General features: G+C 62.9%; 19 protein-coding genes and 1 tRNA gene. 12 read left to right on the top strand and 8 right to left on the bottom strand.

Features of this window, described 5'->3' with window-relative positions; genetic code table 11:
* Window position 1 precedes the first annotated feature (1 nt).
* From Q4G22_RS10225 to rhuM, 3 genes are read left to right on the top strand one after another with little or no spacing between them, the layout of a single operon-like run.
* A complete protein-coding gene (locus Q4G22_RS10225; RefSeq protein WP_303385806.1) occupies window positions 2-355 on the top strand; it encodes a hypothetical protein in 354 nt (117 codons plus the stop codon).
* Between the two features lie 60 nt (window positions 356-415).
* Entirely contained in the window at window positions 416-613 is a 198-nt protein-coding gene (locus tag Q4G22_RS10220) for a transcriptional regulator (RefSeq protein WP_303385805.1), read from the top strand.
* 22 nt (window positions 614-635) lie between these two features.
* Window positions 636-1661 carry a RhuM family protein gene (gene rhuM / locus Q4G22_RS10215; protein ID WP_303385804.1) on the top strand — a complete coding sequence of 342 codons (1026 nt, stop codon included), beginning with the start codon at window positions 636-638 and terminating at the stop codon, window positions 1659-1661.
* A 12-nt stretch (window positions 1662-1673) separates the two neighbouring features.
* On the opposite strand, the gene Q4G22_RS10210 is transcribed toward rhuM, so the two are convergent.
* Window positions 1674-1841: a hypothetical protein gene (locus tag Q4G22_RS10210; RefSeq protein WP_303385803.1), complete on the bottom strand. Its 168-nt coding sequence runs from the start codon at window positions 1839-1841 to the stop codon at window positions 1674-1676.
* A gap of 166 nt (window positions 1842-2007) precedes the next feature.
* Here Q4G22_RS10210 and Q4G22_RS10205 point away from each other — a divergent pair, with 166 nt between their 5' ends.
* The gene (locus Q4G22_RS10205) at window positions 2008-2208 is read left to right on the top strand and encodes a hypothetical protein (protein WP_303385802.1); all 201 of its coding nucleotides are present in this window, start codon (window positions 2008-2010) and stop codon (window positions 2206-2208) included.
* A 96-nt stretch (window positions 2209-2304) separates the two neighbouring features.
* Here Q4G22_RS10205 and Q4G22_RS10200 read toward each other — a convergent pair.
* Window positions 2305-2391 (bottom strand) — tRNA-Leu (locus Q4G22_RS10200).
* Window positions 2392-2500: 109 nt separating this feature from the next.
* Here Q4G22_RS10200 and lipB point away from each other — a divergent pair.
* From lipB to Q4G22_RS10175, 5 genes are all read left to right on the top strand, one after another.
* Window positions 2501-3148, top strand: coding sequence for a lipoyl(octanoyl) transferase LipB (gene lipB / locus Q4G22_RS10195; RefSeq protein ID WP_303385801.1), 648 nt, complete (start codon window positions 2501-2503; stop codon window positions 3146-3148).
* 138 nt (window positions 3149-3286) lie between these two features.
* Window positions 3287-3709: a cytochrome c family protein gene (locus Q4G22_RS10190; protein ID WP_303385800.1), complete on the top strand. Its 423-nt coding sequence runs from the start codon at window positions 3287-3289 to the stop codon at window positions 3707-3709.
* Window positions 3710-4023: 314 nt separating this feature from the next.
* On the top strand, window positions 4024-5697 hold the full coding sequence (locus tag Q4G22_RS10185; RefSeq protein WP_303385799.1) for a cytochrome c oxidase subunit 1: 1674 nt from the start codon (window positions 4024-4026) through the stop codon (window positions 5695-5697).
* Window positions 5698-5758: 61 nt separating this feature from the next.
* Window positions 5759-6193 (top strand): VOC family protein, encoded by a 435-nt coding sequence (locus Q4G22_RS10180; protein ID WP_303385798.1) that lies wholly within the window; start codon window positions 5759-5761, stop codon window positions 6191-6193.
* Window positions 6183-6659: a DUF2244 domain-containing protein gene (locus tag Q4G22_RS10175; protein WP_303385797.1), complete on the top strand. Its 477-nt coding sequence runs from the start codon at window positions 6183-6185 to the stop codon at window positions 6657-6659. Before Q4G22_RS10180 ends, Q4G22_RS10175 begins: the two co-directional genes overlap by 11 nt.
* 70 nt (window positions 6660-6729) lie before the next feature.
* Here Q4G22_RS10175 and Q4G22_RS10170 read toward each other — a convergent pair whose 3' ends face one another.
* From Q4G22_RS10170 to Q4G22_RS10160, 3 genes are all read right to left on the bottom strand, one after another.
* Complete coding sequence (locus Q4G22_RS10170; protein WP_303385796.1) at window positions 6730-7227, bottom strand: GNAT family N-acetyltransferase; 498 nt, start codon at window positions 7225-7227, stop codon at window positions 6730-6732.
* A 181-nt stretch (window positions 7228-7408) separates the two neighbouring features.
* Window positions 7409-7597, bottom strand: coding sequence for a DUF3008 family protein (locus Q4G22_RS10165; RefSeq protein ID WP_303385795.1), 189 nt, complete (start codon window positions 7595-7597; stop codon window positions 7409-7411).
* A gap of 43 nt (window positions 7598-7640) precedes the next feature.
* A complete protein-coding gene (locus Q4G22_RS10160; RefSeq protein WP_303385794.1) occupies window positions 7641-8105 on the bottom strand; it encodes a GatB/YqeY domain-containing protein in 465 nt (154 codons plus the stop codon).
* A gap of 141 nt (window positions 8106-8246) precedes the next feature.
* Between Q4G22_RS10160 and carA the strand changes: the two genes are divergently transcribed.
* Both carA and Q4G22_RS10150 read left to right on the top strand, forming a co-directional pair.
* A complete protein-coding gene (gene carA / locus Q4G22_RS10155; RefSeq protein WP_303385793.1) occupies window positions 8247-9395 on the top strand; it encodes a glutamine-hydrolyzing carbamoyl-phosphate synthase small subunit in 1149 nt (382 codons plus the stop codon).
* Between the two features lie 66 nt (window positions 9396-9461).
* Window positions 9462-11597 (top strand): glycosyltransferase family 2 protein, encoded by a 2136-nt coding sequence (locus Q4G22_RS10150; protein ID WP_303385792.1) that lies wholly within the window; start codon window positions 9462-9464, stop codon window positions 11595-11597.
* Between the two features lie 111 nt (window positions 11598-11708).
* Here Q4G22_RS10150 and Q4G22_RS10145 read toward each other — a convergent pair whose 3' ends face one another.
* Complete coding sequence (locus Q4G22_RS10145) at window positions 11709-12500, bottom strand: inositol monophosphatase family protein (RefSeq protein WP_303385791.1); 792 nt, start codon at window positions 12498-12500, stop codon at window positions 11709-11711.
* A gap of 57 nt (window positions 12501-12557) precedes the next feature.
* Window positions 12558-13463, bottom strand: a complete 906-nt coding sequence (locus Q4G22_RS10140; protein WP_303385790.1) for a LysR family transcriptional regulator — start codon at window positions 13461-13463, stop codon at window positions 12558-12560.
* 92 nt (window positions 13464-13555) lie between these two features.
* Here Q4G22_RS10140 and metF point away from each other — a divergent pair, with 92 nt between their 5' ends.
* Window positions 13556-14428, top strand: a complete 873-nt coding sequence (gene metF, locus Q4G22_RS10135) for a methylenetetrahydrofolate reductase [NAD(P)H] (RefSeq protein WP_303385789.1) — start codon at window positions 13556-13558, stop codon at window positions 14426-14428.
* Between the two features lie 10 nt (window positions 14429-14438).
* Here the strand turns inward: metF and Q4G22_RS10130 are convergent, their stop codons facing one another.
* Window positions 14439-15506 carry a DUF2235 domain-containing protein gene (locus Q4G22_RS10130; RefSeq protein WP_303385788.1) on the bottom strand — a complete coding sequence of 356 codons (1068 nt, stop codon included), beginning with the start codon at window positions 15504-15506 and terminating at the stop codon, window positions 14439-14441.
* Window positions 15507-15513: the final 7 nt, after the last annotated feature.

Below are 15513 nucleotides of genomic sequence, written 5' to 3'. Positions count from 1 at the left end.
GATGAAACACGAGAAAGCCATCTGCGCCACATTCAAGGCCATACTGGAACACAAGCCCGCCCGGTTTCCCGAAGGCAGCGATCCGGTGGTGGAGGCGTTCCTCGCCCTGAACCGTGCCCGCACCTGCGGGCCGCACGGGCCGGACCCGATCAGCTGGCAGGCAATCGACGCCTATTGCCGGCTGATGCAGGTGCCCCTGGCCTTCGGTGGCGTCCAGCGCCAGCGCGATGCAGTCGTGGATTTCCTCGATGATGGCGATAGGCAAGCCGGGGCCAGCCCCGTGAATCGGGTTCGTTCGCATTGTCATGTCCTTGCGGTTAGGGTATCAACAGTTAATATTGATAAGCACGGCTAGCCATGCCGTCAACAGAAAATGTTGTAAATGACCCCAACGCAATGCCGTGGCGCTCGCGCGATGCTGAATATGAAACAGCCTGACCTCGCTGCGGCGGCAGGCTTAGGACTGTCCACCGTGGTTGATTTCGAGAAAGAACGCCGGGTCGTTTCGGATCAGGCCATCGCCGCGATCCGTGCGGCCCTCGAAGCCGCTGGGGTCGAGTTCATTGAAGAGAATGGCGGCGGGGCTGGGGTCCGGCTGCGGAAGCAGTTTTGAAATTTAAGAATAGGATCCTGTCATGAACGATGACGACGAGAACACACCCGTTCATCTGGTTGAGGATGAGCGGACAGGCGACCGCTTTCTTGTCTACTCGACAGATAAGGGTTTGCGCCTTGACATCAGATTCGAGGGAGAAACCCTCTGGATGAGTCAAGCTCAGATCGGTGAACTCTTTGGGCGCGATGTGTCAACAATTTCAAGGCACATAGGAAACGTGCTAGAGGACGGAGAACTGGACGAATCAAGTTCTTTGCAAAAAATGCAAACAACCAATGGCCGACCGGCGACTCTCTACAGCTTGGATATGGTGATCTCGGTTGGCTATAGGGTGTCTTCGGCACAAGCGACCATATTCAGGCGCTGGGCCACTGGCGTGCTTGTTCAGTATGCGAAAAAGGGTTTTGTCGTTGATGCCCCTCGGCTCAAGCAAGCAGGGAACCTTGATCGCATCCGTGAACTGCGCGAAATCATCCGCGATATCCGTTCGGATGAAGCCAACCTCTACGCCGAACTTCAGCGTATCTGTTCGCTCTGCCAAGACTATGACGGCAAACAAGAGACAGGGCAGCGGTTCTTCCGGTATATGCAGGCCAAGATGGTCTATGCAGTGGTGTCTCAAACACCCTCAGAGGTAGTTCGCAGTCGAGCAGATCATCGCGCGGCTAACATGGGCCTTGTGTCATGGCCGAACGACAACATCCGCAAGGCAGACGTAACGATCTCTAAGAACTACCTCTCAGAAACCGAGATTAGAGAGTTAAACCGGCTGACAGATATCCTTCTTACCGTCTTTGAGGATCAGTTGGATTTGGGACGACTTGTTGTCATGGATGATGCGAAGCGGCTGATGGACAATCAACTGCTCGGCTTAGGTCGGACTGTGCTAAGAGACGGCGGAACCGTGCAGCGGCGCAATGCAGACGCACACGCAGTCCGCGAGTATGAGCGCTTCGATGCGCTGCGAAAAACTGCCCGAAAACTCGCTGCCGATGAACGGATAGCCACATCAAAGGCTGCGCGAACCAAACCAAAGGACAAGTAGACGCATCCTGCCCTATCCCATCATCACGTCCAGCAGCTTCGCGGTCAGCGGCTGGGCTGACATCTGCGGCAGGGTCTTCACGCCCTCGGGGGGCTGTTTCATCGCCTGAATGGTGTGTTCCATCCAGACCTCATCCACGGCCATGATCGTGCGGATGTGGTGCGGCCTCAGCCGCAGCACTGGCAGGCCGAGGAAGCCCGCGGCTACCTGCGCGCCGCTCTGCGCAAGGCGAAGGGGGTGCTGGCAGCATGACCATCTTCCCCGCCACGCAGGCCCCGATCCCAAGCGCAGCCATCGCCGCCGCGATCTTGCGCGCCATCCTCGATGCGAAGAAGGCAGGCAGAACATGACCATGATACACGACCCTCGGGCCGCAGGCCGGATCATGATGGAGGAGGATTGCGAACAGGTGATCCGGTTCCTGAAAATGGCCATCGCCTCAATCGAGACAAGCGAAGGCGATTTCATCGGCGTGCGCGAAGCCGTGCGGGCGCAGCGCGAAGCCCTCAAGATCAGCCATCGGGTGTATGCTGGTATGCCGAAATGAGACGGAAAGCCCGTGGCCTTCGGTGGAATGACGGGTGGAATAGTAAGCCTGAAAACTGAAAAGCCCCCACGATAGCAGGGGCTTAACGAAACTAAATGGTGCGGTCGAGAAGACTCGAACTTCCACTCCGGTTAAGGAACAGCGACCTCAACGCTGCGCGTCTACCAATTCCGCCACGACCGCATCTTCGGGCAGTGGGCGGGGTCATAAAACAGCCGCACGCGGATGAAAAGAGGATTCGTGCATCCGCGCGGGGATTGACGCGGCGGCGAGGCTGGGCCAATCCGCGCCCATGGTGGAATGGATCACATCAACGGGCCTGACCGATTATCATCAGGCGGTGGCGTTCATGGAAGCGCGGGTGGCGGCCATTGCGGCGGACACCGCGGACGAGGCCATCTGGCTGGTCGAGCACCCGCCACTGTATACCGCCGGGACCAGCGCCAGAGCCGGTGATCTGCTGGACCGCCGCTTTCCGGTGCATGAAACCGGGCGCGGCGGGCAATATACCTATCATGGGCCGGGGCAGCGGATCGCCTATGTGATGCTGGACCTGAACCGGCGCGGGCGCGACATTCGCGCCTTTGTCACCGGGCTGGAAAACTGGGTCATCGACGCGCTGGCGGAATTCGGCATCCGGGGCGAAATCCGCGATGGCCGGGTGGGCGTCTGGGTCGCGCGCCCTGACAAGCCCGCCCTGCCCGATGGCTCGCCCCGCGATGACAAGATCGCCGCCATCGGCATCAAGCTGCGCAAATGGATCAGCTTTCACGGCATCTCGATCAATGTCGAACCCGACCTTGGCCATTACGCCGGCATCGTGCCCTGCGGCATTTCCGGGCATGGCGTGACCAGTCTTGTCGATCTGGGCCTGCCGGTGGGGATGGATGATCTGGACGTGGCCCTGCGCGCCACCTTTGCCCGGCACTTTCCCGGATAGGTGCCATCATATTCCCGCGACAAGCCGCTGACGGCATCTGCATGGCCGGATTTGAGTGTTGCGGCGTCCCGGCGTGGTGCTAACAATCTGCGTCTGGGGGGCACAAATCCCCGAATCGCAGTTCGTTAGGACAAAGCCATGAAAGCCACGATCTTCGCCTCTCTCGCCATGTTGACGATGACCGCCCCCGTTTTCGCGCAAGAGGCGGGCGACCCTGCCAAGGGCGAGAACGAATTCAAGAAATGCCGCGCCTGCCACATGATCCGCGACGACGCGGGCACCGACATTGTAAAGGGCGGCACGACCGGGCCGAACCTCTATGGTATCGTCGGGCGCAAGGCCGGGTCCGAGGAAGGGTTCAAATATTCCGACGCGCTGATCAAGTTAGGTGAGGCTGGCGAAGTCTGGACGCAGGAAGACCTGATCGGCTATATTACCGACCCGAACAAATACACCGAAGAGAAAGTCGGCGATCCCAGCCTGAAAACCAAAATGACCTTCAAGCTGGCCCGTGGTCAGGCCGACGTCGTGGCCTTTCTGGCGCAGCACGGCGCGCACTGACCCCGCCGCCACGGCATTTGCTCCCCCGCATGCCTTGCGCCTGCGGGGGTTTTCATTGCGCGGGCGGGCGCGAACATGCGGTTTGCCCTGACGATCCGCGCCGCAGCGGGGGCCAGCCCCCGCACCTCCGGGATATTTCAGGACAGAAGATGAGAGCGGTTTAGCGACCTGCGGCACTGTGGCGACAGAGGGGGACTGCGACCCATGTCTGATCCGGCATGTGACGCATTGTCTGCTTGGCAAGGCTGGGTTACAGCTATGTGATAGGGGGTTGTCCGCAAAGGTCAGCCCAAAGGAATCGAGGGAGATCGCGCATGGCAGACGCAGCCGCTCATGGCCACGATGACCATCACGACACGCGGGGATTCTTTACCCGCTGGTTCATGTCCACGAACCATAAGGACATCGGGATTCTGTATCTGTTCACGGCGGGCATCGTCGGGCTGATCTCGGTCGCTTTCACCGTTTACATGCGGATGGAGCTTCAGCATCCCGGCGTGCAATATATGTGCCTTGAGGGAGCGCGCCTGTTCCCCTCGGCCGAGGATTGCACCCCGAACGGCCATCTGTGGAACGTGCTGATTACCTATCACGGCGTTCTGATGATGTTTTTTGTCGTCATCCCGGCGCTGTTCGGGGGGTTCGGCAACTATTTCATGCCGCTGCATATCGGCGCACCCGACATGGCGTTTCCGCGGCTGAACAACCTGTCCTACTGGATGTATGTGGCGGGCGTGTGCCTTGGTGTCGCGTCCTTGCTGGCGCCGGGCGGCAACCAGCAGATGGGTTCGGGCGTGGGCTGGGTGCTGTATCCGCCGCTGTCCACCATAGAGGGCGGCTATTCGATGGATCTGGCCATCTTTGCCGTCCACGTGTCGGGGGCATCGTCGATTCTGGGGGCAATCAACATCATCACCACCTTCCTGAACATGCGCGCACCGGGGATGACCCTGTTCAAGGTGCCGCTGTTTGCCTGGTCGGTGTTCATCACCGCCTGGATGATCCTGCTGTCGCTGCCGGTTCTGGCGGGCGCGATCACCATGTTGCTGATGGATCGCAACTTCGACACCAACTTCTTTAACCCGGCCGGCGGTGGTGACCCGATCCTGTATCAGCACATCCTGTGGTTCTTTGGCCACCCGGAAGTGTATATGATTATCCTGCCGGGATTTGGCATCATCAGCCACGTCATCGCAACCTTTTCGAAAAAGCCGATCTTCGGCTATCTGCCGATGGTGCTGGCCATGGCAGCTATCGGCGCGCTGGGCTTTGTCGTCTGGGCGCACCATATGTATACTGTCGGTATGTCGGTGACGCAGCAGGCCTATTTCATGCTGGCCACCATGACCATCGCCGTGCCCACCGGCATCAAGGTGTTCAGCTGGATCGCCACCATGTGGGGCGGCTCGGTCGAGTTCAAAACCCCGATGCTGTGGTCGTTCGGCTTTCTGTTCCTGTTCACCGTCGGCGGCGTGACCGGGGTGGTGCTGTCGCAGGCCCCGCTGGACCGCGTTTACCATGACACCTACTATGTCGTGGCGCATTTCCACTATGTGATGTCGCTGGGTGCGGTCTATGCGATCTTTGCCGGGGTCTATTTCTGGATCGGCAAGATGTCGGGCCGTCAGTATCCTGAATGGGCGGGCAAGCTGCACTTCTGGATGATGTTCATCGGATCGAATCTGATCTTCTTCCCGCAGCATTTCCTGGGCCGTCAGGGGATGCCACGTCGCTATATCGATTATCCGATCGAATACGCCTACTGGAACAATATCTCGTCGATCGGGGCCTATATCTCGTTCGCGTCGTTCCTGTTCTTTATCGGCATCGTCTTTTACACGCTGTTCGCAGGCCAGCGTGTGACCCAGAAAAACTACTGGAATGAACATGCCGACACGCTGGAATGGACCCTGCCCTCGCCCCCGCCCGAGCACACGTTCGAGCAGCTGCCCAAGCGCGAGGATTGGGATCGCAGCCACGCCCATTGATCCGGGTGGACGTTAATCAAAGCCCCGCAGAGATGCGGGGCTTTTTCATAAGAGGGCATTGATGCCATCACTGGTCCCCGAACTGACCGTCACGGATTTCGGCGCCTCGCGGCGGTTCTACTGTGACATTCTGGGCTGGCAGGTGGTCTATGACCGTCCCGAGGACCGCTTTGCCTATCTGCGCCTTGGCGGTGCCGAGTTGATGATCGACGCGCTGTCCGTCGGGCGAAATTTTGACGCGACGCTGACGCCGGGAGACCGCCCTTTGGGGCGTGGCATGAACCTTGAGATCACGCTGGATGACATCCAGCCGCTTTTGGATGCGCTGACCGCGCGGGGCTGGCCTTTGATCCTGGAACCGGAAGAGAAATGGTATCGTGCGGGCGATACAGAGCTTGGCCAGCGGCAGTTCATCGTGGCCGACCCGGACGGATATTATCTGCGTTTCTGTCAGCCCTTGGACATCCACCCTTCGCTGCACTCCCATGCCCTATGAATGGCAGGACAGCCCCGGCGGAGCGCAACTTACCGCCTGGCCCTATCGCTCGCTGTCGGTGCGAGGGTTTGTCTGGGTGATCGGGGTGACGGCGGTGGCCCTGTGCCTGCCGCTGATCGCTGTGGTCGGGACGTCGATCCTGTGGGGGTTGCTGCCTTTTACCGGGCTTGCGCTGTGGGGGCTGTGGTTCGCCATCGGGCGCAGCTATCGCACGGGTCGGACGCAGGAAGTCCTGACACTGACCCGCGATCAGGTCAGTCTGACTCGCCGTGATCCGGGCCGGGCGGATCGTCACTGGCAGGCCAACAGCTATTGGGTGCGTCCGGTGCTGCGGGCAGGTCCGGTCGAGGATTATCTGATCCTGACCGATGGTCAGCGTGAATTGGAGCTGGGCGCGTTTCTGACGCCGGATGAACGGCGGGCGCTGCACGGCGATCTGTTGCGGCGGTTGGCGGCGTTGCGATAGGGGGCCAGCCCCCATCCGGCCCGGGGCCGGATTCCCCCGGGATATTTGGAAACGAAAGACAATCAGCGGGTCAGAACAGCCGCGCCATAACCAACGTGTCGATCAATTCGCCCCCGCGCAGAGCATGGGCGCGCATCCGGCCTTCGGTCTGGAAGCCGTGTTTCTCGTAGAGCGCGATGGCGGGGGCGTTGTCGGCGAAAACCTCAAGCTCCAGCCGCCGGATGCCAAGCCAATCGCGGGCCTGTGCCCTCAATGCCGTCAGCAGCGCATCCCCGACGCCGCGCCGCCTGAAATCATCGCGGACGCTCATCCCGAGGCTGGCGGCGTGGGCGCGGCGCGGGTTCGGGTTGCCCATCAGCGAGCCATGCCCGACCAGCTTGCCGTCCGATTCGGCCATGATCTGCACCAGCGCCGAAAAGCCGTCATTGATCTTGCGCCGTGTCGCGACCGACTGAAACGGGCGCTGCAAGGTGCCGTGAATGACGCCGGGCATGTTCAGCATTTCTGTGAGGCCGGGCACGTCCTCGGGTTCAAAGGCACGCAGGGTAAAGGGGGGATCGTCGCTCATTATCCGGTCCTTTGGCAAAGCCGCGCGCCGGCAAACTCGCCGGCAGATGCGGCGGGCTCGGTGGGAAACAACGTCAGACAGCCCCCGCCGATCCGCCAGAAGGCAGGGCAAGCAGCATGAGAAGGACGGTCATCGCGTTCATGGCCGGATCATGCGGTGAGAAACACGATCCGGCAAGGGGTCAGTCATCCTCGACGTGATCGGGCAGGCCATCCAGCGGGGTCGAGGCCAGTTTTTCCAGCTCTGCCTCGGTCATACTGTCATACATCTCGCGCGAGGCGCCTTGCAGGTCGCCCACCTTGGTGTCACCACGCTTGGCGGACAGGGCGGCACCGGCGGCGCGTTGCTGAGCTTTGGATTTTGCGGACATAAGTCACCTTCTGCCCGCATAACGCGCCGCAAGGCGGTTGGGTTCAGCCCATCAGCCGCGTCTTGACCAGCGGGCCAACGGCACCGAAATCCATCTGCCCGGCGTAACGGGCACGCAATTCGGCCATCACGCGGCCCATGTCGCGGATCGACCCAGCACCCAGATCGGCGATGACGGCGGCGATGGCCGCCTCGGCCTCGTCGCCGGTCAACTGCCGGGGCAGGTAATCCTGAATCACCACGATTTCGGCCAGTTCCTTTTCCGCCAGCTCCAGCCGCCCGCCTTCCTCATAGGCGCGCGCCGATTCCTGCCGTTGTTTGACCATCTTGGACAGGATCGCGATCAGATCGGCATCGCCCAGTTCTGCGGTCTCACCCGCCTCGCCGCGGGCCGCGATCTCGCGATCCTTCAGTGCCGCGCCGATCAGACGCAGCGTGGACAGGCGAGCCGTATCGCGCAGCTTCATTGCCTCTTTGGTGTCGGCCAGCAGCCGGGTCCGCAAATCCATGGTCTGTCCTTTCTGATGGCCGCAGGGCCAGTTCCGAAAACCGGCCATTTATGTCCCGGCGGGCCGGTTTTCAACCCGCAAGCCTTGACCCCGCGCTGCGCCCCCCCTATTCACCCGATGATTTCAGACAGAGGTGCCGCCATGGCCACAAAACCAACCGCCTGCCTCGCGCTTGCCGACGGCACCGTGTTTTATGGGCAAGGCTTTGGTGCCACCGGACAGGTGGTCGCCGAGCTGGTCTTTAACACCGCGATGACCGGCTATCAGGAAATCATGACCGATCCATCCTATGCCAGCCAGGTCGTGACCTTTACCTTTCCGCATATCGGCAACACCGGCGTCACGCCTCAGGATGACGAGGCCGCTGATCCCGTCGCCGCCGGTATCGTGGTCCGCTGGAACCCGACCGAGCCGTCGAACTGGCGCGCCACGAACGAGCTGTCGGCATGGATGGCCGCACGCGGCCGCATCGGGATCGGCGGGGTCGATACGCGGCGGCTGACCCGCGCGATCCGGCAGCAAGGTGCACCGCATGTGGTGCTGGCGCATGATCCCGACGGCAATTTCGACATCGCCGCCATGGTCGCCAAGGCGCGCGACTGGCAGGGGCTGGTCGGTCTGGATCTGGCGAAAGAAGTCTCTTGCATACAAAGCTATCGCTGGACCGAAGGCACATGGGAATGGGGCAAGGGCTTTGACACGCCCGCCCCGGAACACCCGTTCAAGGTGGTAGCACTGGATTACGGGGCCAAGCGGAACATCCTGCGATCACTGGTGGCCTCTGGTGCCGATGTCACAGTCCTGCCCGCCACCGCCACCGCCGACGAGGTGCTGGCCCATAACCCGGAAGGCGTATTCCTGTCCAATGGCCCCGGCGACCCGGCGGCGACGGGCGCATATGCCGTGCCGATGATCCAGACCCTGCTAGAGCGCGACCTGCCGATCTTTGGCATCTGTCTGGGCCATCAGATGCTGGCGCTGGCGCTTGGTGCCAGGACGGTCAAGATGGGCCACGGCCACCACGGCGCCAACCATCCGGTACGTGACGTGGAAACCGGCAAAGTCGAGATCACCTCGATGAACCACGGCTTCGCGGTTGATTCGCAGACCCTTCCCGATGGCGTGCTGGAAACCCATGTCAGCCTGTTCGACGGATCGAACTGCGGTCTGCGGGTTCAGGGCCGCCCGGTGTTTTCGGTGCAATATCACCCCGAAGCCGCGCCCGGCCCGCAGGATAGTCTCTATCTGTTCCGCCGTTTCGCGGATGCCATGCAGGAGCGGCGCAAATAATCTATCGCACTTAACGGGTTATTAACCCGGACTGTGCAGCCATGGGGCAAGAAAAGGAATCGCCCCATGAGCCAGAGCACAGGCGCAAAACGCGCCGGTCATATTCTCGCACTGCGCCGCACCCCGGTCATGACACCGGCACCGCCGGTGGTTGCGCCTGAACCGGTTGTGACCACGACTCTGGCCCCGCGCAATCAACAGCCACTGGGCAAACTGCTGCTGGAAGACGGGGCAGTGTCCACGGGCAATCTGCTCAAGGCGACGGTGCTGCGCAAACGCGAGGATGTGCCGCTGGGGCAGATTCTGCTGGCCCATGGCTGGGTGACGGAACCGGCCCTGACGCGGGCACTGTCGCGGCAGTGGCGGACTTCGGTCATTGATCTGCTAGAAACGCCGCCCGACCCGCGCCTGATCGACGCCGTCGGGGCGGATTTCTGTCTGGCACAAGGGATCGTGCCCTGGCGGCGTGTGGCCGGGGTCACATGGATCGCAACCGCCCGCCCGCAGGATTTCGACGCCCTGCTGCCGCATCTGCCCGACAGTTTCGGCATCGTGCGAATGCTGCTGTGCGCGCCCACTCAGGCGCAAGAGGCGATTCTGGCCACCCGCCGCACGCAACTGATCCGTCAGGCAGAAACGCGCGTGCCCGCCGCTGAAAGCTGCCGCACACGCAACGAATCGCGCACCGGGCGCATCGCCATGGGCCTTGGCGCCGCGCTGCTGGCCGGGCTGCTGCTGTCACCCGTGGCAGTGATCGCCGCCCTGACCGCCTGGGCGGTGCTTATGCTGATCTGCGCCACCGTGCTGAAAATTCTGGCGTTTCGCAGCACATTGCGCGCCGATGCCGCGGCACGGGCGGAACAGATCGCGCTTGCGGCGACACTGCGCACCCCGCGCGAATTTGACGGCCCGCTGCCGGTGATCTCGGTCATGGTGCCGCTGTTTCGCGAAAGCGATATTGCCGACAGTCTGGTCGCGCGCCTGTCGCGGCTGACCTATCCGCGCGAACTGACCGACATCCTGCTGGTGGTCGAGGCCACCGACGACGTGACCTGCGACGCGCTCAAGGGGGTGACGCTGCCGCGCTGGATGCGCGTGGTCAAGGTGCCCGACGGCCCGATCCGCACCAAACCACGGGCGCTGAACTATGCGCTGAACTTTTGCCGCGGCAGCATCGTGGGCGTCTGGGATGCCGAGGATCGCCCCGACCCGGATCAACTGCACAAGATCGCGCGTGGCTTTCACTTTGCCGCACCGGATGTTGCCTGTCTGCAAGGCGCGCTGGATTACTATAACCCGCGCACCAACTGGATGGCGCGTTGTTTTACCATCGAATACGCTACGCTGTTCCGGGTGCTGCTGCCCGGCATGGCGCGGATGGGTCTGGTTGTGCCTCTGGGCGGCACCACACAGTTCTTCCGCCGCGACGTGCTGGAACAATTGGGCGCATGGGATGCGTGGAACGTCACCGAAGACGCCGATATGGGCGTGCGTCTGGCCCGCTATGGCTGGCGCGCCGAGGTGCTGGACACCACCACCGACGAAGAGGCCAACTGCCGCGCCGTGCCATGGGTGAAACAGCGGTCACGCTGGATCAAGGGCTATGCGATGACATGGGGCGTCGCCATGCGTGACCCGGTGGGGCTGTGGCGGCAGATCGGCACCAAGGCATTCGTGGGAATGCAGGTGCAGTTTTTCGGCTCGGTCTCGCAACATCTGCTGGCCCCGGTGCTGTGGAGCTTTTGGCTGCTCAGCCTTGGCCTGCCGCATCCGGTGATCCCCGCCTTTCCGCCGGAATGGGCACCGCTGGCCGCTCTCAGCCTGTTCGCCCTGTTCATCACCGCCGAATTGCTGAACATGGCCATCGGCCTTTATGCGGTGCGCAAACAAAAGCACCGCCACCTGATGCCCTGGGTGCCGACCATGCACTTCTACAACCCGCTGGCCTGTTTCGCAGGCTGGAAGGCCATCTACGAAGTGGTCGTGGCCCCCTTTTACTGGGACAAGACAACACACGGCATTTTCGAGGCCGAGCCGCAAGAGGCCGCTAACGATCCCGCCATGCCGGGCACGGTCGCGGTGCCGATGCTGGGTCAAATCGGCGGGCGCTCGCTTGACGAACTGGCGCAGGGCCAACCGCAGGCCCCCCGCAGCCAGTCAACCGCCGATGAACCCGCAACGCGTCAGGCTGCCACCGCCTGACGCACAGGGCCTTTGTATCTTTGGTCCGAAAATATCCCACGGGCGAGACGGATCAGAAAAAGGTCCGATGGACCTTTTCCCCGCCGCATAAGAGGGTCTGGCTGCGGTGGATCAGCCCTGATCGCGGATGATCTTGGCCACGCTGTCAAACAGCCCCGGCGCGGCGGCGATCATGTCACCCGATTCCACCGGATTTTCGCCCGGCGTGATGCCATCGACAAAGCCGCCCGCCTCGCGCACCAGAACGATACCGGCCGCCACGTCCCATGCCTTGAAGCCGCGCTCCCAATAGGCATCGACGCGACCGGCGGCCAGCCAGGCCAGATCCAGCGCACCAGCCCCCAGACAGCGCACACCCGCCGACTGCGGCCCGATGCGGGCCATATCGCGTAGCCCCTGCCCCAACAGGCCCGAGCGCGCGCCGATGGGAACGCCGGTCGCGATCACCGCCTCGCCCAATTGTTTTCGGCCCGACACGCGCAGGCGCTGATCGTTCATCCACGCGCCGCCGCCTTTTTCCGCCACGAACAGCTCGTCCTTGGCTGGGTCAAAAATCACCCCGGCGACGATCTCGCCCTTGTGCTCCAGCGCGATCGACACGCACCAATGCGGCTGACCGTGCAGGAAATTCGTGGTGCCATCCAGCGGATCGACGATCCAGCGCCGGGTCGGGTCTTCGCCCACCTCCTGCCCGGTTTCCTCGCCGATCCAGCCATAGTTCGGGCGCGCACCGCGCAGGTCTTCCTTGATGATCCGTTCCGCCTCGCGGTCGGCGCGGCTGACGAAATCGCCCGCGCCCTTGACGCTGACCTGAAGGTTTTCCACCTCACGGAAGTCCTTGACCAGACTGCGCCCCGCCTTGCGCGCGGCTTTTATCATCACGTTCAGATTGGCGCTTTGCATCGGCGGCTCCTGTGCTTTGGCAGCGTCTTACGGCGACGCGGGCCAAAATCCAATCCCTTACCCGCGCAGCATCCGCAAGGGTTCGGTTCGCGCCAGCCGCAGGAAATGCGCGATATAGGGCTGACCCATATCATCCTCGCGCACCGCAGCGTAAAGTCGGCGCAGCATCCCGCCCTGCCCCAGCGGCAGCAACGCGATTTCCGGGTTGACCATCTCGCGCCGCAGCACCCAGTCGGGCATCACGGCAACCCCACGGCCCGAAGCGATCAGCATCACCGCTACCGCCGTCTGTTCGACCTGCCGCACGACACGCGGCTCGACCCCGGCGGGGGTCAGGAACTGGCTGAACACATCCAGCCGCGCCCGGTCCATCGGATAGGTAATCAGCGTCTCAGAGGCCAGATCACCGGGGTCGGCCCAACCCTTGGCCACCAGCGGATGCCCGGCGGGCACCATCAGCGTCGGCGCGTAATCGAACAGCGGCTGAAAGCTGACGCCGGGCATATCCTCGGGGTCCGAGGAAATCACCAGATCGACATCTTCACGCAACAGCGCGGGCAGCGCGGCAAAGGCCAGCCGCTGGCGGATGTCCACATCAACGTCGGGCCATGCGCGGCGGAACATATCCAGCACCGGCAACAGCCAGTCGAAACAGGCGTGGCATTCCATGGCGATATGCAGCCGCCCGACGCGGCCCATCTCGACGCCCTTGAACTCGGCCTCGGCGGCCTCGATCAGCGGCAACACGGTTTCGGCCAGCCGCAGCAGACGCAACCCCGCCGCCGACAGACGCATCGGCTTGGCGCGGCGCACGAAGAGTTCGACCCCGGCCTGATCCTCTAACCCTTTGATCTGATGGCTTAGCGCGCTTTGGGTGATGTGCAACACCTCGGCGGCGCGGGCTAGACCGCCCTGTTCATGGATCGCGCGCACGGTGCGCAGATGGCGCAGTTCCAGATGCATCTTGAGCCAGCCTCATAACTTTGTTGAGAAACATGAATTTGTCTCACGCAGCACCGCGTGGCACAAGGGCGATAACGAAAAGGAATCGCGCCATGACCACGCCCCGCATCAGCTTTGAATTCTTCCCGCCCAAGACCCTGGATGCCAGTTTTCGCCTGTGGGAAACCGCGCGGGCCTTGGCGTCGCTGTCGCCGGATTTTGTCTCCGTGACCTATGGCGCGGGCGGCACCACGCGCAAGCTGACGCATGAGGCAGTGACGACGATCAACCGCCACTATGGCCTGAACGTCGCCGCACATCTGACCTGTGTCGAGGCGACGCGCGACGAAACCCTTGGTATCGTTCAGGATTATGCCGACGCTGGCATCCGCGAAATCGTCGCCCTGCGCGGCGATGCGCCCAAGGGTGCGGCGCGGTTTACCCCGCATCCCGACGGCTTTGCCAATTCGGTCGAACTGATTCAGGCCATCGCGGCGCGCGGCGACATGACCATCCGCGTCGGCGCCTATCCCGAGCCACACCCGGATTCGGCCGATACCGCCGCCGATGTGGCCTGGCTGAAACGCAAGATCGACGCCGGGGCCACCAGCGCCATCACCCAGTTCTTTTTCGAGGCCGAAACCTTTTTCCGCTTTCGTGATGCCTGCGAAAAGGCCGGCATTGACGCACCGATCATCCCCGGCATCTTGCCGATCCAAGGTTGGGCGGGGGCCAAACGGTTCGCGCAAAGCTGCGGCACCTCGATCCCGCAATGGGCCGAGGACGCCTTTACCGCCGCCGTGCGCGATGGTGGCGACCGCGAACGCCTGCTGGCCACCGCGATCTGCGCCGAACTGTGCGACGATCTGATCCGTGGCGGCGTGGACCGGCTGCATTTCTACACTCTGAACCGCCCCGACCTGACCCGCGACGTCTGCGCCGCGCTTGGCGTCGTCCCGGTGCGCGAATTGGAAGCCGTGGCGTAACACCGCGCCGCTATTTGCCCGTCACGGCCCTGCCCGCCCCCTGCCATCCACGCCGCCGCACCCTGTCCGCCGCGTATCCCGCCAGATGCCCGGTCAGCAGCGCCGGGCCGGGATAGGGGCGCGGCACGCTGGGGTGCAGCGCCTCGGTCGGGTGTTGACCGGCCAGTCGCGGGGCGCGGGCCAGAAAGAATTTACCCCAGTTGCGCCATGATCCGATACTGGGCGCGGTGGCATCGCAGGGAAAATGCGCGCGCCAGCCGTCAGGCAGCGGCAGGCCCGCAGCCCCGGCCCTTTCCAGCATCCAGACCAGCGGGATGTTGGCCAGTGGGCGCGCGAATTCCAGCCCCGACAGTTGCCCGCCAATATCGGCGTGGCAGCCCTTGAACCACATCTGTTCAATATGCCCGGCCCCGCTGGCATCATCCCATAACTGCGGCGCAAAGACCGCCCGCGTTTCATCCAGCGCCAGCGCCTGATAGCCGTAATCGACCTCGCCCCCCAGATGCGCATCGTGAAAGCGGAACTGCGGCTCCGTCAGCATCCACAGCAAGGGCAGGCGCAGGCCAAGCGCCATCACTGTGTCAAAGCAACCCACCATACGGATCGGCGCGGCAAGGTGGCAGCGCCGCCTGCGAAACAGCGCCGCAGCCTCTGTCACGTCGCCATGCCGGTAATAACGCCAGGCCAGCCGGATATTACGCTCGGTCGCGGCATCGGACCGCAGCAGGCCGACACGTCCGATCATCCCGGCCAAGGACCGCGCGGCAAAGGCACCGCGCGAATAGCCCAGCAGAAATACGCGGTCCCCCGGCAGATAGCCCGAGGCCAGCCAACCATAGGCGGACGAAATCCACGCCTCCAGCCCGCGGCCCATGGCAATATCGCTGAACGTCCGCCAGCGGTTCCATTGTTGCCCCGCCGTATAGTGCAGCCGCAGCCGCCCACCCGGCACCGCCCCACAAGCCCCGCGCAACAACTGATGAATCTGGCCGATAGACGAACGCCGCCCCTCGACCAGCGAGGCGAAGGTGCCGTCCATCAGCACCACATGTGTCAGCGGCAGGCGGATTCTGTCCATCCGCCCA

Origin of the sequence: Paracoccus sp. (in: a-proteobacteria), from assembly GCF_030538655.1 — a bacterium.
Lineage (GTDB): Bacteria > Pseudomonadota > Alphaproteobacteria > Rhodobacterales > Rhodobacteraceae > Paracoccus.
The sequence above is the reverse complement of the archived record's forward strand: the minus strand, read 5'-3'. Positions and strand labels throughout refer to the sequence as shown.